The sequence below is a fragment of the Reyranella sp. genome (genome assembly GCF_052439685.1).
GTDB lineage: Bacteria > Pseudomonadota > Alphaproteobacteria > Reyranellales > Reyranellaceae > Reyranella.
Genome location: NZ_JBQVQG010000004.1, coordinates 199,303 through 223,690, shown reverse-complemented (window position 1 = coordinate 223,690; position 24,388 = coordinate 199,303). Strand labels below are relative to the sequence as shown.

Below are 24,388 nucleotides of genomic sequence, written 5' to 3'. Positions count from 1 at the left end.
TATGAGAGGCCTACGATTTCGAGCAGGATGTGTCGTGGCGAGAAAGACAATCGTGAAGAAGCGGAAACCCGCGACGCCGCGGCGCAAGAAGGCCAGCCGTCCCAACCTGCCGGAACGTATTCTCGACGTCGCCGAGGAACTGTTCGGAAGGGGCGGCTACGGCGGCGCGACCACACGGGCCATCGCCAGCCGGGCGCGCGTGAATGTCGGGCAGCTCCACTACTACTTCGAGTCCAAGCGCGCGATCTTCGAGGCGGTGGTGGCTCGGCACGGCAAGGAGGTGACCGAGCGGCGGCGCCAACTCCTGCTGCAAGCGCAGGCCCGCTACCCGCGCGGTATCGTCCCGCTCGACGTACTGGTCGATGCGCTGGTCCGCCCGCTACTGCTGGCCGAGCCGCGGGCCGGCGGGCGCCGGGCGTCGATGCAGATGCACGCCCGCCTGTTCACCGATCCCGACGATACCGCCAGCCTCGTGCGCGCCGGCATCTACGACGAGACCAACGCGCTCTATGTCGACGCCATCCGGCGTGCTTTGCCGAAGATCCCGGCGAAGACGCTCTACTGGCGCTACTATTTCATGATGGGCGCCTACGTCTGGACCCTGCTGCAGCCCGGACGCCTGGAAGCGATTTCCCAGGGGCGCTGCGATCCCGCGGACATGGAAGCCGCCATCCGCGAGATCGTACCCTTCGTCTGCGCCGGCCTCGCCGCGCCGGTCGGGCGCTAGGCCGGCTTCACGCGGCTCCTCAGGCGGCAGCGGCATTTGTCGTACTGGTGGAGTTCCACCATGTTGCCACACGGATCGTTGAGGAAGAGCTGCTCGGCATCCGGCCCGGTTGCGCCCTTGAGCGACCAGTAATCCGCACCCAGCCGGTCGAGTTCGGCCTTGGTTTCGACGATGTTCTCGACGGCCAGGGCCACGTGCGGCACGGTCGGGTCCTTGCCCGGCCCCTGGGCGAAGCGTGACGGCAGGTCGCCGCCGATCAGATGGATCTGCCCCACCTCGCCGATGTTGATCCACATGCCGGGGATGCCCGGAATCTCCGGCCGGCCCGTGTCGTGCTCGAGGCCGAGCACGCCGGTGTAGAAACTCTTGAGGTCTTCGATCGTCTTGTCGTCGGCGTCGATCCGCACGCCCTGATGATGAAGTTCGAGCACCTTGATCGCCATCTCTGCTCCTCCCGAGCGCTGTCTGATTGGCGCGAAGTATCGTGATCGCGCATGACATGGTCAATCGACCAACAAATTAGGTCGCTTGACCTGAACGCGCGACGCAAGCATCGTTGCGACAAGAACAAGCGCCGCGGCGCCGGGAGGAATTCGATATGCGGACCAAGCGGGCCGCCGACTGGACACGGTCGGCGACGTTGCCCAGCACGCCGGTCTCGTTCACTGGCGTCACCTACGAAGAGATGCTCGACCGCGCCCGCGCGCTGGTGCCGGCGATCGCCGCTCGCGCCGAGGAATGCGAGAAGCTGCGGCGCCTGCCCGACGAGACCGAGCGCGACCTGCACCGCACCGGCCTCTTTCGCATGGTCCAACCGGCGCGCGTCGGCGGCGCCGATCTCGATGTCGGCATCCTGGTCGATACCTGCGCGGAGATCGCGCGTGTGTGTCCCTCGACCGCCTGGAACCTCGGCAACCTCTCCAGCCATCACTGGATGCTGGGCTACTTCCATCCGGAGGCGCAGGACGAGATCTGGGACGCCTCGCCCGACGTGCTGATCGCGACCTCCCTCGTCTTCCCGGCCGGACGCGGCCGCAAGGTCGAGGGCGGCTACGAGGTCTCGGGCCGCTGGCCGCTCTCCTCCGGCGTCGACAATTCCGACTGGAACATGCTGGGCTTCATGGTGCGCGAGCGCGACGACGGTCCGCCCGTCGACCAGCGCTTCGCCCTGGTTCACCGCTCGCAGTACAAGATCATCGACACCTGGCACGCCGTCGGCCTGTCCGGCACCGGCTCGAACGACGTCGAGATCCGCAACCTCTTCGTACCTGACGTGCGCACGATCTCGGCCTGGTCGATGAACGGCAAGCCGCACGCCGGCTCGACGGTCAATCCCTCGCCCCTGTTCCGCCTGCCCATGCTCGCTCTCGGCCCGTATGTCCTGTCGGGCGTGATGCTGGGCTGCGCGCGCGGGGCCTATGAAACGGTGGTCGGAACCGCCCGCAAACGCAACGCGACCACGACCGGCCAGCCGGTGGGCGCCAGCCAGCCCGTACAGATCAAGGTCGCCGAGGCGAGCGTCCGCATCGACACGGCCGAGATGCTGATGCGCCGCGCCTGCGAGCACGCAATGACGGTGGCCCGCTCCGGCGCCGACGCCGCCCACGATGACAAGCTGCGCTATCGGCGCGACGCCTTCTTCTCGGCCCGGCTGTGCCTCGAGGCGGTCGACATCCTGATGGGCATCGCCGGATCGGGCGGCCTCCAACTCGCCGGCCCGGTGCAGCGCCTGTTCCGCGATGCGCACGCTGCCAATGCACATATCATGTTCTCGACCGACGCTCAGGGTGCATTGTTCGGACAACACGCACTCGGCATGGCCGGGCCACCGCCGCTGCTCTGATGCAGCGGCGGCCATAAAGAAGATCAACGACTGGGAGGAAACAAGAATGTCAAAGTCATCGTTCATCGCAGGACTGGTCGGCGCCACGGCGCTGGTCGGGCTGTCGGCAATCGGCGTCCAGGCGCAGACCTCGGGCGAACCCATCAAGATCGGCGCGATCGTTTCCGCCACCGGCGCTGGTGCCGGTCTCGGTGTGCCCGAGCGCAACGGCCTGCTACTGGCCGAGAAGGACATCAACGCCAAGGGCGGCATCAAGGGCCGTCCGATCAAGCTGATCATCGAGGACGACGCGTCCAATCCCGACACCGCGCTCAGCAAGGCCAACGACCTCATCTTCGGCCAGAAGGTCCAGGCGCTGCTCGGGCCCTCCCTCACCGCCAGCACCGTCGCGGTCGGCGGCGTGACCCACGCCAACAAGATCCCGCAGATCGCCTTCACCGGCATCGGCCCGGCGGTCGAGCGCGAACGCAAGTGCGTGGCGCACGTCCTGCCGCCGCAGCGGCTCAACGCGATGGCGCTGCTGGAATATGCCAAGAGCATCAAGGCCGCGAAGGTCGGCGTGCTGCATGACGCGGGTTACGGCAACGTCGTGATGGCCGAGCTGAAGCCGCTCGCCGACAAGTACGGCGTGAAGCTGGTCGCGGTCGAGAAGTTCGAGATCGGCGCCACCGACACCACCACCCAGGCGGCCAAGGTCAAGGCGGCGCAGCCCGATGCGGTGTTCATCATCGCCACCTCGGCCACGCCCTTCCGCAACGTCAAGCAGATCCAGATCGCCCAGCCGGTGATCGCCGCGATCGGCTCCTCGTCCTACGAATACGTGAACGCAATGGGACCGGCCGCCGACAACATCGTGATCCCCGAGTTCGTGGTCGGCGAGGATCCGCTGCCGCACCAGAAGGACTTCGTCGAGCTCTACAAGAAGGCCTACAACTCGACTCCCAAGAACTACGAGGCGGCGGCCTGGGATGCCGCCCACATCATTGCCGCCGCGCTGAACAAGGCCGGCGCCGACGCTACCGGCGAGAAGCTCTGCGAGGCCATGAAGGCGCCCTATACCGGCGTGCTGGCCAACTATAACTTCTCGGCCGACGACATGACGGGCATTCCGATCTCGAGCTTCATCTTCTCGAAGCTGGTCGGCGGCAAGTACACGCGCACGCCCTTCCGCGTCGCCCAGTAGCGATCCCGGCGGCGCAGGTCTCCTCGCGAGCCCTGCGCCGCGCCTTCTTGTCCGCGGAAGCATTCCTTCATGACACTCAGCCTGGTCCTTCAGGCGCTCTTCGCGGGCGTGACGAACGGTATCGTCTATGCGCTCGTCGGCATGGGCCTCTCCGCCATCTTCAAGGGCAGCCGCGTCATCAATGCCATGCAGGGCGAATTCGCCGTGATCGGCGCGATGACCACCGTGCTGCTGCTGACCAGGACAGGCTGGCCCTATGCCGCCGCCATCGCCGGCGGCGCCGTTGCGGGCGCCCTGGTCGGTGCCTTCATCGAGGTCGCATTCGTACGCTACATGGCCAAGAAGAATGCGAGCGAGGACAGTTTCCTGCTGCTCACCATCGGCCTCGCCCTCACCCTGTCGGCCAGCGTGCTGTTCTTCATCGGCCGCGACGGCCACCTGCTCCCCCCGCTCGGCGGCGAGGGCGTTCTGATCATCCTCGACGCGGTCATCCAATTCCATGCGCTGTGGCTCATCGCCATCGGCATCGGCGCCACCCTGGCGCTGCGCGCCTTCTACCACCGCACCACGATCGGCCTGTCGATGATGGCGGCCTCGATCGACGCAGACGGCGCGGCCACCACGGGCATCAACGTCGGCCGCATGCGCACTTTCACCTTCGTGCTGGGCGGCCTGCTGGGCGCGCTGGGCGGCATCCTGGTGACGCCGCTGATCGGCGTCGACTACCAGCTCGGCCTCAACCTTACCTTGAAGGGCTTTGCCGCCGCCGTGCTGGGCGGGCTCACCAATCCGCTGGGCGCGGCCGTGGGCGGCCTCACGCTAGGCCTGGTCGAATCGCTCGCCATCATCGGCATCTCGTCGAGCTACAAGGACGTCGTCGCCTTCTCCGTGCTCATCATCATCATGATCCTGATGCCGCAGGGCATCCTCGGCCGCGCCGGCCGGCGGGGAGGCTGAGCCCATGACTCCGCGCACCCTCCTCTGGCTGGCCGTCGGCCTCGTCGTCTGGGCCGTGCTGCCCTTCATCGTGCCGCGATACATGGCCGATCTTCTGGTCTTTACCGGAATCTACACGGTGGCGGGCCTCGGCATCGGCCTGCTGCTCGGCCATTGCGGTATCGTCAACCTGGCGCAGGCGACCTTCTACGGGCTCGGCGCCTATGCCAGCGCCTACTGCACGGTGATGATGGGCCTGCCCAGCGTCGTCGGCTTCGTGGCCGGCGCCGCGATCAGCATGGCCCTGGCCTACGTCATCGGCCGCCCGATCCTGCGTCTCACCGGCTACTTTCTCGCGCTGGGCACGCTGGCCCTCAGCGCCATCGCCAGCGCGCTGTTCTTCGAGTGGGACTGGCTGACCGGCGGCACGCTGGGCATCGGCGGCATCCCCAAACTCGACCTCTTCGGCTTCCTGCTCGATCGGCCCTCGCGCTACTACTTCTTCGTCTGGATCGTGGCCTTCGCCTGCATGGCGGTGGCGCACAACCTGGTCGACAGCCGCACCGGCCTGATGCTGCGATCGATGCGCGATTCCAGCACCGCGGCAGCCGCCCTCTCGATCGATCTCCAGTCGCTGCGCACCAAGGTCTTCGTGGTCTGCGCGCTGTTCGGCAGCCTGGCCGGCAGCCTGTTCGCCCACCATGCCTCGTTCGTCAGCACGCAGAGCTTCACCGTCGACCGCTCGATCAGCTTCCTGCTGATCCCGGTGATTGGCGGCGCGACCTCGATCCCCGGCATCGTCGTCGGCGCGCTGTTCGTCACATTCCTTCCCGAACTGCTGAGCAAGCTGGGCGACATCCACCAGATCCTGTTCGGCCTGGCGCTGGTCGCCGTGGTCGTGCTGATGCCCGAGGGGCTGGTCGGTGCGTTCGGCAAGCTGCGGACCCGGCTCGCCCGAAAGGGAAGCAGCAATGGCTGACCCCCTCCTCGCCCTTCGGGAGGTCGGCCATTCGTTCGGCGGCCTCTCCGTGCTGCGTTCCGTCACCTTCGACGTGCCCGAAGGCGGCATCATCGGTCTCATCGGGCCCAACGGCTCGGGCAAGACCACCTTGTTCAACATCGTGACCGGCTACATCCGGCCGCTGGCCGGCACGATCACCTATCGCGGCGCCGTGCTGGGGCGCGACACGATCCAGCAGCGTGGAATGCAGGGCCTCGTGCGCACTTTCCAGACACCGCAGGTCTTCGAACAGATGACCGTGCTGGAGAACGTCATGGTCGGCTGCACCAAGCTGACGCGCACCACCATGCTGCAGGACCTGCTCCGTACCCCGGCCGCCCGCGGCCAGATGCGCGAGATCCGCGAGCGGGCGGAGACCGCCTGCGAACGGTTCAACCTGACGGCGTTGCGCGACCTGCCGGCCGCCAGCCTGACCGCCGGCCAGCGCCGCATCCTCGAGATCGCCCGCGCCGTCGCCGGCGAGCCGCGCCTCCTGCTCCTCGACGAGCCCTCCTCCGGCCTCAACGTCCAGGAGATCGACGACCTGCGCGACTGGATCGTGCGGCTGAACGAGGAAGGCATCACCATCCTGCTGGTGTCGCACGACATGGGCCTGATGACCGTCGCCCGCACCGTGCACACGCTCTATTTCGGCGAAATCATCGCCAGCGGCGACATGGCCGCCATCCAGCGCGACTCGCGGGTCCGCGAAGTCTATCTCGGGGTCTGAGCCGTGCTGGAAGTGACCTCCGTCTCCGCCGGCTACGGCGCCCTCACCGTCCTGCGCGACGTCTCGCTCACCGTGGGCGACGGTGAGGCCGTGGCCCTGGTCGGCGCGAATGGCGCAGGCAAGACCACCCTCGTCCGCACCGTCTGCGGCCTGCTGCGCGCCCGTGGCGGCCGCATCGTCAAGAACGGCACCGACATCACCGCGACGCCGGCGCATGACCTGGCCAAGCATGGACTGGCCGTCGTGCTGGAGAACCGCCGCTTGTTCGGCGAACTGTCGGTGCGCGAGAACCTGATCCTGGCCGAGACGGTCGGCCGGAAGGTGCGCGGTGCCGACCTGCGCTTCTCGTGGGACGAGGTGACCGACCTCTTCCCCGTCGTGAAGGAACGCATGGCCTCGCCCGTAGAGCTGTTGAGCGGCGGCCAGCAGCAGATGGTGGCGATCGCCCGTGCGTTGCTGCTGCAGCCCGACCTGCTGATCATGGACGAGCCATCGACCGGCCTCGCTCCCAAAGTGGTGAAGGACATCCTGCTGGTCATCAAGGCGCTGCGCGAGCGCGGCATGGGCCTCTTGCTGATCGAGCAGAATGTCGGCATCGCCTCGGAGATCACCGACCGCGCCTACGTCATGTCGGTCGGCAGCATCGTCCACGAGATCGGCCCGGGCGAATGGCAGTCCTTCCTCACCGACGAGCGGCTGGTGAAGGCCTATCTCGGCTGACGCGGCGCCGCTACTTCCGGCGGATCGCGGGATTGAGGGGCACGGCGCCGCCCGCGACGCCGCCAGCATCGTAGGCATCGGGCGAGATGAAACGCCCGGGCCCGGCCTCGACGGTGCGCAGTTTCAGGCCGAGCTTCTCCAGTTCGCTATCGACCACGGCCGCCTTCAGCACGACCAGCCCGCGCCCGTTGCTACGGATCACCCCGTCCCGCTCGGCCTTCATCGCCACCAGCCGATCTGCGATCGAGGCGCACATGCCCAGGGTGAAGGACGCGTTCGCGAGATGCCGCTCCTGGTGGCGGAAGCGCTTGTAGTCGGACGAGACCTTGTAGCGGCCCAGTTCGTTGCGGACCGCGCCGTCGATCAGTCCGGTGAGGTAATGCGCCACCTCGACGTCAGCCGGCAGGCCGAAGAAGACGTAGCGCGCCTCGCCGGCCGCGTTCTTCTCGCGCCACACCCGGCAATCGCAGAACGCGGCGATGGCGCCGATACATTCGTCGATCGGGATGCGCTTCTTCAGGTTTGTCTCGTAGACGCGCTCCTCGCACGGCGTCTCCTGGATCTCGATATCGGTGAGCGACAGCTCGTAGCGGTCGAGCAGCTCGGCCACCTTGGCCGCCGCCGACATCGCCTCGCCCTCGGTACAGCCATTGTCGATCGTCTTGGCGCGCAGCGCCTGGATGCGTGCCCGGAGCTTGTCCAGGGCCGAAGCGTCCGCCGTCGTCACGGCCGCACCGCTGGCGTCAGGCGCTTCCTGCGGAAATGCCGGTAGAGCGCGAAGGCTACTCCGATGGCCAGGCCGGGCAGTGCCGACAACACGCCGATCGACACCGCGCCCATCTCGCAGCCGCCCGAATCCCCCGGCCGGCCGCAGGAGGGATCGAACGTGTGCGCCAGGGTCAGGACCGCCAGCGTCACCACGATGGGCGTCACGACCAATCCGAGCAGGCCGAACCCCAGCATCCGTCCGATGAGTCCGGCCATCAGCCGGCCACCCTCTGCGTGGTTTCCTCGAAGCGCTTGCGGCGCATCTCGACCCTCGGATCGTCCATGTCGGCGGCCGTCGGCTCGGGCACCCAGCCGTCGCGGCCGGGCACGTAGGCTCGATTGGTCTGCAGCGGGTTGCGGTTGACCAGGGGCCGCGCATGCATCGGATGGCGCAGGCTGCGGACCTCGTGCTCGATCTCGAACAGCGCCCTGCCGGTGACCGGATCGGCGATGTGCTGGAAGCGGTACTGGTGCTGGTTGCTCTCCTCGGTCAGCAGGCCGCGTTCGACCAGACCGCGATAGGGGCCGGAGAAATTCGCGACATAGACCTGGATGTGATGCCCGTCATAGGCCTCGGGCGCGGCATCGCTCTCGCGGAAAATCAGCTCCTGGCCGATGCCGGCCGACACATGGGCGGCCGATGTCCCGCCGGCCTTCTCCACGCGCGCGCCGGTCGAGAAGACATCGCGATAAAAACGGGCGATCCCCTCGGCCGCCCCATGCGGCACGTCGAACTCGACATAGGCCATGCCCAGCGCCATGCCGTCGAAGCGCGACGACGGATCGTGGCAGAGGATGCGGTTGCCCCAGGGACAGGTCGCCTCGACATGATCCTCGCGCTCGGCGAAGGCGAAGCGCGTGTCGCCGAGCATGCCCTTCACCCGCTCGAGCCGCCGCAGCAACGACTCGCGGTCGGGGATCACCAACCCGATACGCCCGCGCAGGCGCTGCCCCCGGGCCATCGTCGGCAGGTGGAACTGACTGCGGCCGACATTGACCCACATATTGTCGATGCCGGTCATCATGTAGGGATCGCGCGTCAGGCCGAGGCCGCTCATGTAGAAGACGGTCGCCAGTCCCTGATCGGCGATCCCGAGATTCACGTGCTCCAGCGCCACGATGTTGCCGACGTCCTCGGCAGCGCGGTCATACTGCTTTACACCCGGCTCGTGCATGGCCTCTCCTCTTCAACCGGCTCCAGTATAGGCACCGGACGGCGTGACTGACAGGAGGCGGCGCGAGATGTCAGCGAAGGTCAGACGTCGGCTCCTCGCCATTGCGCTCGAAGGTGAAGTGGTCGCGGATGTGACGGTTGAAGAACGCGCCCTTGGAAAAGGCCGCGTTCATCGCCTCGTAGGTCTTTTGCGGGACTCCGAGATAGGTGTAGCGACGCCGCGACTGGAAGACGATGTCGAGCGCGCGCCGCCGGCGATCGTAGTGATAGGAGCGGATGACGGTCGAGGGCATGGACCTACAACGCACGGCCCTCGCCCCGGGATGCTCACCAGACCATGCGGAAACCTGCGGTGATCGCATGGGCGTCGCTACCGCCGCCCACTTCCCCGTCGTAGCGGACATAGACGGACGTCGCCTCGCCAACGGCGCTGTTGGCGGCGAGCGACAGGACGCCTGCATCACGGGCTGGCTGCGCCCCCAGCACGGTGAAGTTGCTGCCGGGTGCGCCGGTGAAGGAGGCCGAAACAGGCCGCGCCGTGTCGGCGTATTCGTGTGCCCATCCCAGCCGGAGCAACAGGTCGAGTGGGTTTCCGGAGCCCGCAGGCACGGCACCCGTCAGTTCTACACCGAGCGTGCTACGCAGGGAGTTCGTCGTCTGCTGCGCCACGTTGAGGCTGAGTGCGCCCGCGCCGGTCTCCGAGAAGCCGTTCTGCGTGATGGTCGTCCCCTGGAGCCGCGCAAAAGGAGCGATCGAGGCGGCCGCCGATGGATAGAGCCCGAAACGATAGCCCGCTTCGACCTGACCCAGGAACTGGTTGGCCCCTGTCGAGCCACTCGCCGTTCGCGCTGGCAGGCCCGGAGCCACGATCTGCCGGGTCATCCGGTTGTCGTTGTAGGCATAGCCGGCGAGCGCGTCGGCCCAGAATCCGCCTTGACCGAACGAGGCATAGAGCGTTGCCTGATAGGCATCGGTGGTGCCCTGCCCACTCAACCCGTTCACCCACTGCCTGCCGCCGGCATAGCCGATGCCGATGCCTGCCAGCAGCCGCGGATCGAAGCGGTAGTCGATGCCGGTGGCCGCACCGCCCGCGTTGTAGGTCACGGTCCCGGCGTTCGCGTCGCCGGCGACGCTGCCGAACCCCGCAAGACCGGTTCCCCAGAGGCTCCACGGACTCGCCGCGCAGGCCTCGATCTCGCACGCTTCAGCCAGCGCGACGCGACTGCCGTTGGCGGGGACACGCGCGAGATCGCCGGTCCGCGCCGCGCTGATCTGCGTGCCGACGGCGTTCATGAACAGGAATCCAGTGCCCAGGTTGGCCGTCGAGAAGCCGGCATAGTTCTGGCCGCTCATCGAGTTCATGGCTACCTGAGCCGCCGGTAGGTCCAGAGTCGCCATCGCGCCGACGACGGCAGCGAAATCACCGGTCGCGCCAGCGACGCTGCGGTCCAGCGCCGCTCCCACCGCGGCTTGGTTCCCGGTCGCCGAGCCAGCCGCGAAGCCGCCAGGGCTCAGCGTCAGCAACACGTTGTTGGCATCGTAGGTCAACGTCCCCCGCAGAAAGGGAAACGCGTTGGTCAGCCCCGCGTAGGTGCCGACGATACCGCCCGTCGCGCTCAGGATCGTGTAGGTCGTGCTCGGTGCAAAGACGCCGTTCGCCGCGACGACGGCGACCGATCCTCCAAGCGTCGCCGTGCCAGGGGCACCGGTGACAGCGACGCGGTCCGCCTGCCCCGCAGCGTTCACCTCCACCTGGAAGGTGCCCCCCGCCGTCTGCGCGAAGCTACCGGCGACGTTCAGGGTGCCGATCGAGTTGCCCGGCGCGATAACGCTGTGGTTTGTCACAGCACCAGCGAAGGTGCCGGTGCCTCCCATCACGCCGGTATTGTCGAAACCGCCCGAGAAGATGCCGTTGTTGATGAAGCTCGCATTGTTGTCGAAGGCAGCGCCGGCCTGAACGAAGGTCCCGCCATTCAGGATACTGCCCCGGATCGAGCCTCGATTGATCGTCGTGCCGCCGTTAACCAGGCCGCCGATCAAGGTGCCATCGTTAGTGAACGTTCCGTCGTTCAGCAGGCTCGTGACTGCCGATTGAAAAGTGCCGCGGTTCTCGAGCGTGGCGCCGCGCGTAACCGAATACCCGCCGCCGCTGACGAAGCGGGCGCCTGCATCGATTGTAAGATCGCCCACCATCGTGCCAGAGAGAGCCAGCGTTCCCTCCGTCACTCTCGTGCCGCCGGTATAGCTGTTGTTGCCGCCCAGGATGAGCAGGCCGCTTCCGCCCTTGGTGAGGCCACCGAGACCCGAGATATCGTTGCTCCACATATCGACTGCGTGGAAGCCGCCCTTCGCAGCGTCGAGAGTGACGCTCACGTCGGAATTGAAGGCGCCATATCCACCGGCCGCCTTGAAGAGGTTGAGGCGGACCCAGCCCGTGCCGTCATCGAGGGGACCGCCCGACGGCAGCTCGGTGGTGGCGAGCACTTCGCGACGCTGAGCGTCGTTAAGATAGGGAAAACGCGATTCGATCAGCAACTCAGCCGAGGCCGGAACGATGGCGGGCACATCCGTGGCACTCATCGCCGGCAAGCCATAGGTCGCCTGCGAGGCGTAGGCCTGATTGGCCGCCGCGAATTGGCTGGTCGTCGGGATCACCCCATTGGCCAGGCACGCCGCAATGTTGGCGACACAGGAGGAATAGGGAACCGCCACCAGGGAGGGCCCGAGAGTATCGGCGAGTTGGGAAGAAAGGTCATGCACATAGCTCTTGAAGTCCGGGATGCCCGCCAACTCGTACAGCGGATTGCCGGCAAGGACCTGGGTCATCGTGTAGTAGGTGAGGATCCGCGCGCCGATGACGTCGAGCGTGTGATGGACACCAAGGATATTGCGGCTCAGGCCGAACTGCTGCCCCGAGACCATCATGCTCTGATAGGCTTGGGGCACCAGCATCGCGTAGAAGAGCGCGGTCGTCTCGCCGTAGGTTGAATGACCGCTCGGGTAGCCGCCCGACGTCTGGTAACCGCCGCCGCTGCCGGGCGCCCCCCACTCTTCCTGCTGGTTCGCGATGGAAGACGCGCTGGCCTGCCCTGTCGTCCACGGCGATCCGGCAATCGTCTGGCTGAGCTGATAAGGCCGCGGGTCGTTCTGACCCGATGGATAGGCGTAGATCGTGGACTGACCGGGATAACCCAGCGCGTAGGCGGTGAACGAGTCCTTGAGCGGCCCCACCTGCAGGACCTCATAGATGCCTTGGGTGGCTCCGTTTCCGCCTAGGCCGGTCGTGATCCAGTCATAGACGCCGGCCTGGCCCGAAATCTGGTTCGCCAGAGCCGTCGCCAGCGCCCCGGACATCCCGATCTGCGGATAGAGCTGGAGGGTCGGCAGGATCGGGCTGCCAGGCGCAATCTGACTCCAGATATCGACCTGGGGTGCATAAGGTTGCTGGCCGGCCGTACCGCTCAGGTAGGAATTCGTCGCAGCCTGATTTCTCTGCCCGGGCGTCGCGTTCAGGTAGATGCCGGCGACCGTCGAAAGGTCGGCTTGCAACACATTCAGCCCAGCCTGCGTGTTCGGAAGAGCCTGGAAGGACGCGAGGACGTCATACTGGTCCGTGGCCTGCGCGCAGGCCGTCCCGGACAGATGCAGTCGTGAGCAATCCATCTGCGCCGACGCCGAGCCGGCAAACAGCGGCGCCATGCCCAGCGCAAGTGCCATCTTCACGATGACGTTCACTTGAAAACTCCCCAACCCGCCCCCCGACGAGGTCGGCATGATGGCAAGGGTCCATCCCGCATGCCAAGCGGAAACACGGTCCGGCCTCTGACGCTGCCGACATGGCCTCGCCTCGGCGATAGGGTGTCACGGAACGGAAGCGGCAGAACGACTGCCCGCCTTCAGAAATCAAACAGATTGTCACGGAAATGCGCGTGCGCGTACGCAGTGCGAACCAGGCCGCGCCGCTGCAGCTCCGGTACGAGCCCGTCGGCAATCTCCGCGATGTAACGGCGGCCGAGGGGGCCGCTGAACATGAAGCCGTCGCCGCCGACCTGCGCCATCGCCTCTTCCATCACATCGGCGACGTGCCGGGTCGTTCCGACCACGGGGTGCTCGAAGCCGAAGCTGTAGTTGCTCGCGACTTCGCGCAGGGTGCGCCCCTGGGCCAGGAAGCGCTTCAGGGTGCCCTGCTGTCCGTTCGTCGTGAGCTCGGCCAGCGGCGCATCGAGATCGAAAGTCGAGAAGTCGATGTCGGTCAGGCTGCCCATCATGGCGAGCGTCACTTCCGGCGCGGCCTCGCGCTGCGCCTGCCGGCGACGCACGCGATCCTGCGCCTCGGCGTCGGTTTCGCCCAGGGTCGGTGCAACCACGAACAGCACCTTGCAGCTGTCCGGATCGCGGCCTTCCGCCGCCAGGCGGTTGCGCATGTCGTCGCGGAACGCCTTCATCTCCGCGACCGTGCCGAGGGCCGCAATCACGATGTCCATGTGCCGCGCGGCGAAGGCCTTGCCCTGCGGTGAGCCGCCGGCCTGCACCAACACCGGCCGGCCCTGCGGCGGTCGCGCCGTGTTGAGCGGCCCGCGCGAGGAGAAGAACCGTCCCTTGAAATCGATGGCCCGCACCTTGGCGGGATCGACGAAGGTGCCGGACGCCTCGTCCATGACGACGGCATCGGCCTCCCACGACGACCAGAGCTGCGTCGCCAGCTCGACGAACTCGTCGGCCATTTCGTAGCGCAGGTCATGTTCGAGATGCGCGTCCAGACCGAAATTCTGCGCCGCGCGCTCCGCGGTCGAGGTCACGAAGTTGCAGCCGACGCGCCCGTTGGACATCAGGTCGAGCGTCGCGATCAGGCGCGCCAGCAGGAATGGCGGATAGAAGCTGGTCGAGATGGTCGGCACGATGCCGAGATGCCTCGTCGCCTGGGCGATCAGCGGCACCAGCGGCAGCGGATCGTTCTTCGGCGCGCGCAGGGCCCGCCTGAGATAGAAATCCATCGAGCTGCCGTAGTTGTCCGGGACGAAGACCGAGTCCTCGAGCAGCAGGCAGTCGAAGCAGGCGCGCTCCAGCGCCTTCGCCAGTTCGATGTGAAGATCGGGCTGCGCCCAATCGCGCGCATCGATACCCGACCAGGGCTGGTTCCAGCCGTGCACGCCGAAACTGTTGCCGAGAAACCAGCCGAGATGGAATTGTCGTGCCGCCAAGGTGCCCTTCTCCGCCGTTGCTTCGAACGGAGATGCAATCGACGGACCAGCTAAGGCGTCAGACCTTGACCGTCATGTCGACGGTGCGCGCCTTGTGGGCGTAGAGGTCGATCTTGGACCACATGCGGGCGAGAGCCACGTCGTCGGCTTCCTTCTCGGTCGCGTAGGGACCGTGCCAGGCCATCGTCTCGGGCACCGGCTTGTTCCAGTTGGCGCGTCGGTCCTCGATCTCATACTCGGCTTCGAACACGAACCACATACCCGGCATCGTCGGCTCCAGTCCTTACGCGGCTTCCTTGTCCTTGCCCTCGCCCACGCGGGCGGCGAGCGAGGCTGCCATGAACTCGTCGAGGTCTCCGTCGAGCACCTTCTGCGGGTCGGACCGCTCCACGTTGGTGCGCAGGTCCTTCACCATCTGGTAGGGCTGCAGAACGTAGGAGCGAATCTGGTGACCCCAGCCAATATCGGTCTTGCTTGCTTCAGCTTCGAGACGCTCGGCCTCACGCTTCTGCAGCTCGACCTCGTAGAGGCGAGCCTTCAGCATCTGGATCGCCTTGGCCCGGTTCTGGTGCTGCGAGCGCTCCTGCTGGACGGCGACGGCAATGCCGGTCGGCAGATGGGTGATGCGCACCGCGGAATCAGTCTTGTTGACGTGCTGGCCGCCCGCGCCGGACGCACGATAGGTGTCGACCCGGAGATCCTTGTCGACCAGTTCGATCTCGATGTTGTCGTCGACCTCGGGATAGACCCAGACCGAGGCGAACGAGGTCTGCCGCCGCGCATTGCCGTCGAACGGCGAGATGCGCACCAGCCGGTGCACGCCGCTCTCGGTCTTCAGCCAGCCATAGGCGTTGGGACCCTCGACCTTGTAGGCGCACGACTTGATCCCGGCCTCTTCGCCGGCGCTCTCCTCGAGCCAGCTCACCTTGAAACCGCGGCGCTCGGCCCAGCGCGTGTACATGCGGGCCAGCATTTCGGCCCAGTCCTGGGCCTCGGTGCCGCCGGCTCCGGCATTGATCTCGATATAGGCGTTGTTGGCGTCGGCCTCACCGGAGAGAAGCGTCTCGAGGCGCGCCGCCTTGGCCTCACTCGTGGCCTCGCGCAGCGACTTCTCGCACTCGGCTATGGTGGCCTCGTCCTTCTCGGCCTCTGCCATCTCGATCAGACCGACATTGTCGTCGACCGCCGCGCGCAGGCGCTTGATCGCACCGATCGACGTTTCGAGCTTGGTGCGCTCGCGCATCACCTTCTCGGCTTCCTTTGGATCGTTCCACAGCGCCGGATCCTCGGCGCGCGCGTTCAGCTCATCGAGACGTACGACCGCACGATCGTAGTCAAAGACGCCTCCTGAGGAGTTCGAGCGACTCCTCGATCTCGTTCACCATCGCTTGGGCTTCGGCGCGCATCACGGATCCGTTTCGAACTGGCTAGTAGGTCTCGCCGGTGCCCGAGAGACCCGGACGCCGGGGGCTGCCCGCCTGCTGCGGGCCCTGCGTGGGGTCTATAGCTGAATAAGGGGCCGATCCGTCAAGCGGTGTGACCATATAGCCTTCGGACCCCGGCTCGGTGCCTGGCTTGAAGACCTCGTCGATCGTGCCGCCCTCGTAGGTGAAGCGGACCATGCGCAGGCCAGGCGGCACGCGGAACGGCGTCGGCGGCTTGCCCTTGAAGATCTCCTTGGCGATCGCTTCGTAGATCGGCGCGGCATTGCCGCCACCGGTCTCCTGCGCCCCCAGCGTCCGCGGCTCGTCGAAGCCGATATAGACGCCGATGGTGATGTCGGGCGTCGAGCCCAGGAACCAGTTGTCGTGTGCGTCGTTCGTCGTGCCGGTCTTGCCGGCGATCGGACGGCCGAGCGCGGCGAGACGGCCGGCGGTGCCGCGGGTCGTGACGCCCTGCATCATGCTGACGACCTGGTAAACCGACGCCGGGTCGTGGAAGGGCTTACGCGGATCGACCAGCTCCGGCGCCGCGGGCGTGGCGCTGCCGGCCGCCGCCTCGCCGCAACCGCGGCAGGTGCGCGGCTCGTGGCGATAGACGGTCTTGCCGTTACGGTCCTGCACGCGATCGACCAGCGACGGCGTGATCTCGAGGGCGCCGTTCGCCAGCATCGCGTAGGCCATGGTCATGCGCAGCAGCGTCGTCTCGCCGGCGCCCAGCGCCATCGGCAGGTAGGCGCCCATATGGTCGGTGACGCCGAACTCCTTGGCGACGTCGACGACGCGCTTCATGCCGACCTGCTGGGCCATGCGCACCGTCATCAGGTTGCGCGACAGTTCGAGGCCGCGACGGACGGTCGTCGGTCCCAGCATGTCGCCGCCATAGTTCTTCGGCGTCCACAGCGGCTGGCCGTAGCCCGGGTCATAGACGAAGGGCGCGTCGAGCACGATCGAGGCCGGCGTGAAGCCGGCATCCATCGCCGCGAGGTAGACGAACGGCTTGAAGGACGAACCCGGCTGGCGCGCGGCCTGGACGGCACGGTTGAACTGGCTGCGCCCGTAGGACCAGCCGCCCGACATGGCCAGCACGCGGCCGGCCTGCGTGTCCATCACGACAACGCCGCCCTCGACATTGGGCACCTGGCGCAGCGCATAGGTCTTGGGCGGATAGGGCTTGGCGTTGGCGCCGGCCGGCTTCTCGACCTTCTCGACGACGATCACGTCGCCCACCGACACGACGTCGCGCGGGCTGCGCGGCGCGGCGCCGACCGTCTGGTTCTGCAGGGTCGGCCTTGCCCAGGTCATCTCGGCAAACGGCACGGTGCCTTCGCCGCCATCCGGCAGTCCGACCAGCTGGACGGACTGCGCCTCGACCTTGCTGACGACCGCGAGCTGCCACGCGGCCGGCCCCGCGAGGGGCCGCCGCTGGACGATGCGACCGAATTCTTCTTCCCAGACACTCATGTCGGGAACCTTGGCGTAGGGTCCGCGCCAGCCGTGACGGCGGTCATAGCCGATCAGCCCGTCGCGCAGCGCATTGTCGGCGACGGCCTGGATGGCGGGATCGAGTGTCGTGCTGACGGTCAGGCCGCCTTCGTAGAGACCCTTCTCGCCATAGGCCGCCATCAGGTTGCGGCGCACTTCCTCGGCGAAGAAGTCGGCCTGGGCCACTTCGGTGGCGCTGCGGCGACGATACTGCAGCTTCTCGGCCCTGGCGACCTGTTCCTCGGCGGCGGTGATGTAGCCGTCCTCCGCCATGCGGTGCAGGACGTAATCGCGCCGGGCGTAGGCTTCCTTCTCGTTGCGCACGATGTTGTAGCGGTTCGGCGCTTTCGGCAGGGCCGCGAGATAGGCGATCTCGGACAGAGACAGCTCGCCGAGCGACCGGTCGAAGTAGTTGAGCGCGGCCTGGGCCACGCCGTAATTGCCCGACCCGAGATAAATCTCGTTCAGGTAGAGTTCGAGGATGCGCTCCTTCGAATAGGTCTCCTCGATTCGGAACGCGAGGATGGCCTCCCGGATCTTGCGCGAGAGAGTGGCCTGATTGGTGAGCAGGAAGTTCTTGGCGACCTGCTGGGTAAGGCCCGAGGCGCCCTCCGGCCGTTTGCCGGGATTGGCGACGTTGGCCACCATGGCGCGGATGACGCCGATGAAATCGATACCGGGATGGGTGAAGAACCGCTGGTCCTCGGCCGCGACGAAGGCTTCGAGGACGCGCTTGGGCATGGCGTCGACCGGCACGAACACGCGCTTCTCGCGCGCATACTCGGCCATGAGCTTGCCGTCGGCAGCATAGAGCCGGGTCAGCGTCGCCGGCTGATAATCAGCGAGCTGCTTGTGGTCCGGCAGCCCGTGGCTGAAATGCCAGAATATGCCTGCGACGGTGCCTGTGCCCACGATGAGGGCGGCGGTGGCGAAAGCCAGACAGATCTTGATGAAGTTGAGCACGGTCACTTTCTACGCGGCGCCTGGAGGGCCTTCAATCTTGCACGGTGGCCCAGACTTATGCCTTTCTTGTGGCGCCTACCCCAAAATAAGCGTCCACCGAGGCCCGCAGCGCCCGCGCCAGCGCGATCTGGTGCTGGCGGACGGTCAGCAGTTTTTCGTCCTGCGGATTGGAGAGGTAGCCCATCTCGACCAGCGCCGCCGGGATGTCGGGTGACGTCAGCACGGCGAAGCCGGCCTGCCGGTGGGTACGCGGCAGCAGCCGGACGCCATTGCGCGCGAAGGTCGCCACGACCGTGTCGGCGAGCCGCCGGGAATCGTTCACGGTCCCGCGCTGGCTCATCGCCACGAGGGTCTGGGCGACATTGTCCGGCTGATCCGAAAGCCTCAGGCCGGAGAGCGCGGCGCCAGCCCGGTTCTCGCGCGCAGCCAATGCTGCCGCTTCACGGTCGGTCGCCTCTTCCGACAGCGTATAGACCGACGCGCCTCGCACATCGCGGTCGCCGTGCGCGTCGGCATGCAGCGACAGGAACAGATCAGCCCTCGCCGCCTGCGCACGGGCAACGCGCTCGCGCAGCGGGACATAGGCGTCGGTATTGCGGGACAGAAGGACCCGATAGCGATTGCCGGCCAGCAGCTCGCGCTGCAGGTCACGGGCGATGGCGAGGACGACGCTCTTTTCCTGCGTGCCGCGAACGCCCAACGCACCCGGATCGCGCCCGCCATGGCCTGGATCGAGAAAGACCAGCTTCGGCTTGTCCATCGGAAGGACCGGGGTCGGCTTCGCGACCGACTTGGGCCGCCGCTTGGACGGCGCGGCCAAGGCGCCGCGAGCGCCCATTCCCAGGACGCTCACGCCGGCCAGAACGGCGAGCAGATGGCGACGACGGAAGTCAGACATGGCAAACGCCAATGAGAAAGAGATGAAAATGATTCGAATATTGTTAAAGCGATACCAGAGGAAGATAAGTAATATCAATCTATTTCAATAGTTTAATCGGCTCATTTCAGAGGACACAATCTTTTGATTGTCCGCCCCTTTCCAACCCCGTATGTTGCGTGCGCGAGCAGTCGCCGTCGTTCGTAGCGCGCCTTAGGGTCGCGCTCCGACGGCAGTTTCCGAGCCGGGCTGGGCTCGCGCCCTTGCAAGACAATTGGGGGCGCGGCCAGTCTGCGGAGAGACTGTCAGGCAGGCGGTGGCTATCAGGAAACTCGAGGTTGGCAGGACCCAGTCGTGGTCCGGCGGCGCGAAGCTTCCCCGTCTTGGCCGGAGTTGGTCGTTCGACGGGTCGATGACGCGGCGCTCCCCTCGCACGACGGAGGCGGCATGGCCGCCGGTCGCTCGCACCGGTTGGGATCGGACGCCTCGGAGCGAGCCCATGGCAAGGCGTATGCTCATCGACGCAAGTCACCCGGAAGAGACTCGGGTCGTTGTGGTCGATGGAACGAGACTTGAAGAATTCGACTTCGAAACTGCAAGCCGCAAGCCCCTCAAGGGCAACATCTACCTCGCGAAGGTCATTCGCATCGAACCGTCGCTACAGGCGGCGTTCGTCGAGTATGGCGGCAACCGGCACGGCTTTCTGGCCTTCTCGGAAATCCACCCCGACTACTACCAGATCCCGGTCGCCGATCGCGAGCGGCTGATCGCCGAGCAGCATCGTCTGCACGCCGAAGCCGAAGAAGACGAACCGCGCCGCAGAAACCGGATCGATCGCACCGACATCGAGGAAGCCCGCGCCGATATCATCGAAGCCGCGGCGGACGACATCATAACGGCGGCGATCCCTGAAGAAGCCGCTGCATCCGAGGTCGCGGGCGACACCCCGGAGCGGGAGCCCGTCGCGGAAGCTGCGGCCAGCGAGATCGTTGCCGCGGAAGCACCGGCGCCGGAGGCCCCGGCCGTCGAAGCGCCGGCTGACGAGCCCCCCTCTGTCGAAACTGCTCCTCCTGCGGCTCCCATCGTCGCCGAAGCCGCGCCGGTGAGCGAACCCGAACCGCAGACTCAGGCCGCGGAAATCCCGGTCGAGCGTATCGACGGTCCCGTTCACGTCGAGACGGCCGAAGCGCCGGTGTCCGAGACGGCAGCCGCGCCCGAAGGCGACTCGACCGCCGCCGCCGAAGCATCCGAGCAAGCGCCTGAACAGGCGGCCGAACTCAACGGCGAGGACTCGCCGTCCGAGTCGACCGATCCGTCCGAGGCGCCGCAGCCCGACGTCACGGTCGAGACGCTGGGCGGCGACGAGGTGGTCGAGGAGCGCGAGACGCGCGAGCGTCGCCGCCGCAACCCGATCCGCCAGTACAAGATCCAGGAAGTCATCAAGCGCCGGCAGATCCTGCTGGTGCAGGTCGTCAAGGAAGAGCGCGGCAACAAGGGCGCCGCCCTCACCACCTACCTGTCGCTGGCCGGCCGCTACTGCGTGCTGATGCCGAACGCCGGTCGTGGCGGCGGTATCTCGCGCAAGATCTCCAACCCGTCCGATCGCAAGCGGATGAAGGAGATCCTGGCCGACCTCGAAGTGCCGCAGGGCATGGGCGTGATCCTGCGCACCGCCGGCCTCGAGCGCTCCAACATCGACATAAAGCGCGACTATGAATACCTGTCGCGCCTCTGGGATTCGATCCGCGAGATCACGATGCGCTCGACCGCGCCGGCGCTGATCTACGAGGAAGGCGACCTGATCAAGAGGTCGCTGCGCGACATCTACGATACCGACATCGCACAGGTCCTGGTCGAGGGTGAGGAGGGTTTCCAGGCGGCCGCGGAGTTCATGCGCCAGCTGGTGCCGCACCAGGCCAACAAGGTCGAGCTCTACCGGGAGCCCATTCCCCTCTTCCACCGCTACCAGGTGGAGAACCAGTTCGACGCCATGCATTCGCCGACGGTGCAGCTGCGCTCCGGCGGCTACATCGTCATCAATCCGACCGAGGCGCTGGTCGCCATCGACGTGAACTCGGGCCGTTCGACCAAGGAACGGAACATCGAGGAGACGGCGCTCCGTACCAACCTGGAAGCGGCCGAGGAAATCGCCCGCCAGGTCCGCCTGCGCGACCTCGCTGGCCTGATCGTGATCGACTTCATCGACATGGAGGAGACGCGCCACCAGCGCCAGGTCGAGCACAAGGTGAAGGACTCGATGCGCTCGGACCGCGCGCGCATCCAGATCGGACGCATCTCCGCATTCGGCCTGCTCGAAATGTCGCGCCAGAGGCTGCGTCCCAGCCTGCTGGAACATTCGACCGAGGTGTGCCCGCACTGCGCCGGCAGCGGCCGCATTCGTTCGCTCGAGTCCGCCGCACTCCATGCGCTGCGCGCGATCGAGGAAGAAGGCGTGCGCCGCCGGTCCAGCGAGATCGCCGTCAGCGTCCCGCCGAACGTTGCGCTCTACCTGCTCAACCAGAAGCGCTATTCGCTGTCGGAGATCGAGCAGCGCTACGGCTTCACCGTGATCATCGAGGCCGACGACGAACTTCATGCCGCCGATTGCGAGATCGAGCGCGTGCGCACGCGCCGCGAGGATCATCGCGGCAGCGACCGTCCTGCCCCCGAGCTGGCGCGTGCCAGCTACGACGAGACGTCCGGCGACGAGGCGTCGGGCGACGAAGCTGATGGCGAAGCCCCCGAGGGCGAGGAGCGTGGAGAGCGCGACGAAGAGCGCAGCGCCGGCGAGGAAGGCGAAGGCCGCAACCGCCGCCGCCGCCGCCGCCGGCGTCGTGGTGGCTCCCGCGAAGAAGGCGAAGGATCCGATCGTCACCGGGAGACCGCCGGGGAGAACCCTGACGGCGACGAGCCCGGGTCCGACGAAGTGCGCCTCAACGGTGCGGCCGAAGACAATACCCAGGGCGCAGAGCAGGATGTCGCCCGTGCCGATGACGAAGGCGCCGACAATGCCGACGGCGAGAGGCCGGAAGGCGAGGCCAATGGCGACGACCGCAACGGCAGCCGCCGCCGTCGGGGTCGCCGCGGCGGACGCCGCCGGCGCCGAGAGAACGATGACGGTGAGCCGACGCAGGCCGAAGGCCAGGCATCAGCCGGGGAAGCCGACGGGCAGGACGAGGCACCGGCCTCGAACGGCCACGACACGGCCGAGCAGGATGGCGACCGTGAGCCGCCCGCTTCTCCGCCGGTGCCGATGGAAGCCATGCCGGTCGAGCACATGCCGGTCGAGCGTGCACCCTACGATCCCGGCCCGCCGGTCAACGTGGAAGCGGCGGCGCCGCCTCCGCCGGCACCGGAAATGACCCCCGAGCCCGTGGTCGCCTCGGCCCCGCAGCCGATCGCCATTCCCGAACCGGAACCAGCCCCCGCACCGGCACCGCCGCCGGTTCCCGTGATCGACGCGCCACCCGAGAAGCCCAAGCGCGGCTGGTGGCGCCGCTAGGCGGGACGCAAACCATGCGTCGCCGTACCCTGATCGCCGGCGCAGCCGCGCTGTCGATCTCCGGGGCGGCGAAGGCAGACACGTTTCCGAACGGCCCGTTTCGCATCATCGTGCCGTTCGGGCCGGGATCTGCCACAGACCAGAGCGCACGCAACATCGCCGACGGCCTCAACAAGGCCTTCGGCGTCCCGGCCGTCGTCGAGAACAAACCCGGCGCCAACGGCGCGATCGCAGCCGACGTCGCGGCCAAGGCCAAGCCGGATGGTCAGACCATCTTCGTCTGCTCCAACACTGCGGCGGCATCCAACGTCGCGCTGATGAAGTCCCTGCCCTACGACCCGCTCAAGGATTTCGATCCGGTCACGATCATCGGCCGCGCGCCGGTTTTCATGATCGTGAACCCCAGTATCCAGGCGAAGACGGCCGGTGAATTCGTCGCCCTGTGCAAGCGCCAGCCGGGGAAGATAAATTTCGGCTCGGGCAGCGCGTCGACCCGCATATCGGGCGAGTTGCTCAAGGCCAAGGCCGGCATAGAGATGGTTCACGTGCCCTACAAGAGCACGCCGGCGGCCCTGCAGGACACGATGGCCGGCCACGTCCAGATGTGTTTCGCCGATCCGGTGACCAGCCTACCCCAGGTGAAGGCGGGCACCGTGCGCTGCCTCGGCGTCGGCAGCCGCGGCCGCTACAAGCTCACCCCGGACATCCCCACCTTGATCGAGCAGGGCATTCCCGACTTCGAGCTGATGACCTGGACCGGCATCCTGATGCCGCGTGGCGTGCCCCAGCCGGTCATGGCGAAGCTCCGCGAAGCCATGCTCAAGGCCATCACCGATCCCGCCTATGTCGAGCGCCAGGCCCAGGGCGGCTCCGAGATCGCGCCCTGCTCGGCCGATGAGATGCGCCAAATCATGCTAGCCGAAATCGAACTCTATAGAGAGATGATGAAGGTCGCCGGCATCGAGCCGGAATGAGATAGCGGCCGGCGGGCTTGCCCAGGCCTCCGCATCGTTGTATTCGAAAACATACAACGACATGACCTCACCCTCGATGGACATCGCCACCGCCGCAGGTCGCCTCCAGGCCCTCGCCAATCCGGCCCGGCTCAGGATCTACGAGATCCTCTCGCAGGCAGGCGACGAAGGCATGACGGTCGGCAGCGTTCAGGACCTGCTGGGAATACGTGCCTCGACCCTTTCTCATCACCTGAAGATGCTGGTTCTCGCCGGCCTCGTCACCCAGACGCGGACGGCGACCCGGCTGGTCTGCCGGCCCAATCATGACGCGATGGACGGTCTGTTCAGCTACCTGGCCCGGGAGTGCCGCCGTGTACCGCAACGCGGGGCCACCTGTTAGCCCGCCGGGGTTCCCGTCATTTCAAGAATCGTACGGCCGATCTCGACCATGCTCGCGCGCGGCATCGAAAAGGACAGGACCGCGGCGCCGACCTCGATCGTCAGCACCCCTCGTTCGTCCGACTCCATCCCCAGCGAGACGCCATGCAGAGGCAAAGCCCGAGCATCGTACGTTTCGCTGAAGGCCTTGAATCGACCGTTCACGGCAGCCTTGCCCCCCAGGATCAGCAGCAGTGTCAGGAGATGCTGGAGGTCGACCGTCGGAAACGCCAGTTCGATGCGGCCGTCCCGTTCGGTCTCGACATTCAGCAGCAATTCCCGCCCATCCGGCGTCACGTCCCCCGTGACGTAGGATACGCGCCGGACTCCGTTGCTGCCGCGTTCGCGGAACGGAAATATCTCGACCACCGGTCCTTTCCTCTCGTTATATTTATTTCTATATATCGCTAGCCGCCGGCCGGCGAGCACTTTCCCAACGACAGTCC

General features: G+C 66.7%; 22 protein-coding genes. 10 read left to right on the top strand and 12 right to left on the bottom strand.

The genetic code is table 11. The features are described 5' to 3' along the window. Positions 1-34 precede the first annotated feature (34 nt). Positions 35-727, top strand: a complete 693-nt coding sequence (locus ACT6UX_RS08070; RefSeq protein ID WP_444774629.1) for a TetR/AcrR family transcriptional regulator — start codon at positions 35-37, stop codon at positions 725-727. Here the strand turns inward: ACT6UX_RS08070 and ACT6UX_RS08065 are convergent. Further along, complete coding sequence (locus tag ACT6UX_RS08065) at positions 724-1,170, bottom strand: VOC family protein (protein ID WP_444774628.1); 447 nt, start codon at positions 1,168-1,170, stop codon at positions 724-726. The two genes, ACT6UX_RS08070 and ACT6UX_RS08065, sit on opposite strands and share 4 nt — an antisense overlap. A 155-nt stretch (positions 1,171-1,325) precedes the next feature. Between ACT6UX_RS08065 and ACT6UX_RS08060 the strand changes: the two genes are divergently transcribed. The 6 genes from ACT6UX_RS08060 to ACT6UX_RS08035 all read left to right on the top strand — a co-directional run bounded on the left by ACT6UX_RS08060 (position 1,326) and on the right by ACT6UX_RS08035 (position 7,139). After that, entirely contained in the window at positions 1,326-2,570 is a 1,245-nt protein-coding gene (locus ACT6UX_RS08060; RefSeq protein ID WP_444774627.1) for an acyl-CoA dehydrogenase family protein, read from the top strand. Between the two features lie 46 nt (positions 2,571-2,616). Beyond that, positions 2,617-3,753 carry an ABC transporter substrate-binding protein gene (locus ACT6UX_RS08055; protein ID WP_444774626.1) on the top strand — a complete coding sequence of 379 codons (1,137 nt, stop codon included), beginning with the start codon at positions 2,617-2,619 and terminating at the stop codon, positions 3,751-3,753. A gap of 69 nt (positions 3,754-3,822) precedes the next feature. Next, positions 3,823-4,710, top strand: a complete 888-nt coding sequence (locus ACT6UX_RS08050) for a branched-chain amino acid ABC transporter permease (RefSeq protein ID WP_444774625.1) — start codon at positions 3,823-3,825, stop codon at positions 4,708-4,710. 4 nt (positions 4,711-4,714) lie between these two features. Continuing rightward, on the top strand, positions 4,715-5,668 hold the full coding sequence (locus ACT6UX_RS08045) for a branched-chain amino acid ABC transporter permease (protein WP_444774624.1): 954 nt from the start codon (positions 4,715-4,717) through the stop codon (positions 5,666-5,668). Continuing rightward, positions 5,661-6,419 (top strand): ABC transporter ATP-binding protein, encoded by a 759-nt coding sequence (locus ACT6UX_RS08040; RefSeq protein WP_444774623.1) that lies wholly within the window; start codon positions 5,661-5,663, stop codon positions 6,417-6,419. The genes ACT6UX_RS08045 and ACT6UX_RS08040 overlap by 8 nt, the downstream gene beginning before the upstream one ends. Before the next feature lie 3 nt (positions 6,420-6,422). Next, positions 6,423-7,139 carry an ABC transporter ATP-binding protein gene (locus ACT6UX_RS08035; protein ID WP_422013276.1) on the top strand — a complete coding sequence of 239 codons (717 nt, stop codon included), beginning with the start codon at positions 6,423-6,425 and terminating at the stop codon, positions 7,137-7,139. Between the two features lie 10 nt (positions 7,140-7,149). Here ACT6UX_RS08035 and ACT6UX_RS08030 read toward each other — a convergent pair whose 3' ends face one another. From ACT6UX_RS08030 to ACT6UX_RS07985, 10 genes are all read right to left on the bottom strand, one after another. Beyond that, positions 7,150-7,866 carry a DUF2786 domain-containing protein gene (locus ACT6UX_RS08030; RefSeq protein WP_444774622.1) on the bottom strand — a complete coding sequence of 239 codons (717 nt, stop codon included), beginning with the start codon at positions 7,864-7,866 and terminating at the stop codon, positions 7,150-7,152. Then, positions 7,863-8,123: a hypothetical protein gene (locus ACT6UX_RS08025; protein ID WP_444774621.1), complete on the bottom strand. Its 261-nt coding sequence runs from the start codon at positions 8,121-8,123 to the stop codon at positions 7,863-7,865. Before ACT6UX_RS08025 ends, ACT6UX_RS08030 begins: the two co-directional genes overlap by 4 nt. Then, complete coding sequence (locus ACT6UX_RS08020) at positions 8,123-9,082, bottom strand: hypothetical protein (protein WP_444774620.1); 960 nt, start codon at positions 9,080-9,082, stop codon at positions 8,123-8,125. Before ACT6UX_RS08020 ends, ACT6UX_RS08025 begins: the two co-directional genes overlap by 1 nt. A gap of 70 nt (positions 9,083-9,152) precedes the next feature. Next, entirely contained in the window at positions 9,153-9,374 is a 222-nt protein-coding gene (locus ACT6UX_RS08015) for a KTSC domain-containing protein (protein WP_444774619.1), read from the bottom strand. Between the two features lie 34 nt (positions 9,375-9,408). Then, positions 9,409-12,816: an autotransporter domain-containing protein gene (locus ACT6UX_RS08010; RefSeq protein WP_444774618.1), complete on the bottom strand. Its 3,408-nt coding sequence runs from the start codon at positions 12,814-12,816 to the stop codon at positions 9,409-9,411. A 161-nt stretch (positions 12,817-12,977) separates the two neighbouring features. Continuing rightward, entirely contained in the window at positions 12,978-14,282 is a 1,305-nt protein-coding gene (locus tag ACT6UX_RS08005; RefSeq protein WP_444774617.1) for an NtaA/DmoA family FMN-dependent monooxygenase, read from the bottom strand. A 58-nt stretch (positions 14,283-14,340) separates the two neighbouring features. Further along, entirely contained in the window at positions 14,341-14,550 is a 210-nt protein-coding gene (locus ACT6UX_RS08000; RefSeq protein ID WP_444774616.1) for a hypothetical protein, read from the bottom strand. A 15-nt stretch (positions 14,551-14,565) separates the two neighbouring features. Next, positions 14,566-15,688 (bottom strand): peptide chain release factor 2 gene (gene prfB, locus ACT6UX_RS07995; RefSeq protein ID WP_444774615.1). Its coding sequence is split into 2 segments (ribosomal slippage): positions 14,566-15,618 and positions 15,620-15,688, totalling 1,122 coding nucleotides; the frame shifts between segments, so codons are not numbered across the junction. 21 nt (positions 15,689-15,709) lie between these two features. Next, the gene (locus ACT6UX_RS07990; RefSeq protein WP_444774614.1) at positions 15,710-18,175 is read right to left on the bottom strand and encodes a penicillin-binding protein 1A; all 2,466 of its coding nucleotides are present in this window, start codon (positions 18,173-18,175) and stop codon (positions 15,710-15,712) included. Positions 18,176-18,224: 49 nt separating this feature from the next. Further along, a complete protein-coding gene (locus ACT6UX_RS07985) occupies positions 18,225-19,067 on the bottom strand; it encodes an N-acetylmuramoyl-L-alanine amidase family protein (RefSeq protein WP_444774613.1) in 843 nt (280 codons plus the stop codon). Positions 19,068-19,545: 478 nt separating this feature from the next. Between ACT6UX_RS07985 and ACT6UX_RS07980 the strand changes: the two genes are divergently transcribed. The 3 genes from ACT6UX_RS07980 to ACT6UX_RS07970 all read left to right on the top strand — a co-directional run bounded on the left by ACT6UX_RS07980 (position 19,546) and on the right by ACT6UX_RS07970 (position 23,904). Beyond that, positions 19,546-22,548, top strand: coding sequence for an Rne/Rng family ribonuclease (locus ACT6UX_RS07980; RefSeq protein WP_444774612.1), 3,003 nt, complete (start codon positions 19,546-19,548; stop codon positions 22,546-22,548). Between the two features lie 14 nt (positions 22,549-22,562). Then, positions 22,563-23,522 (top strand): Bug family tripartite tricarboxylate transporter substrate binding protein, encoded by a 960-nt coding sequence (locus tag ACT6UX_RS07975; protein ID WP_444774611.1) that lies wholly within the window; start codon positions 22,563-22,565, stop codon positions 23,520-23,522. Between the two features lie 61 nt (positions 23,523-23,583). Next, on the top strand, positions 23,584-23,904 hold the full coding sequence (locus ACT6UX_RS07970; RefSeq protein WP_444774610.1) for an ArsR/SmtB family transcription factor: 321 nt from the start codon (positions 23,584-23,586) through the stop codon (positions 23,902-23,904). On the opposite strand, the gene ACT6UX_RS07965 is transcribed toward ACT6UX_RS07970, so the two are convergent. Next, the gene (locus tag ACT6UX_RS07965) at positions 23,901-24,311 is read right to left on the bottom strand and encodes a hypothetical protein (protein ID WP_444774609.1); all 411 of its coding nucleotides are present in this window, start codon (positions 24,309-24,311) and stop codon (positions 23,901-23,903) included. The genes ACT6UX_RS07970 and ACT6UX_RS07965 overlap by 4 nt on opposite strands. Positions 24,312-24,388 lie beyond the last annotated feature (77 nt).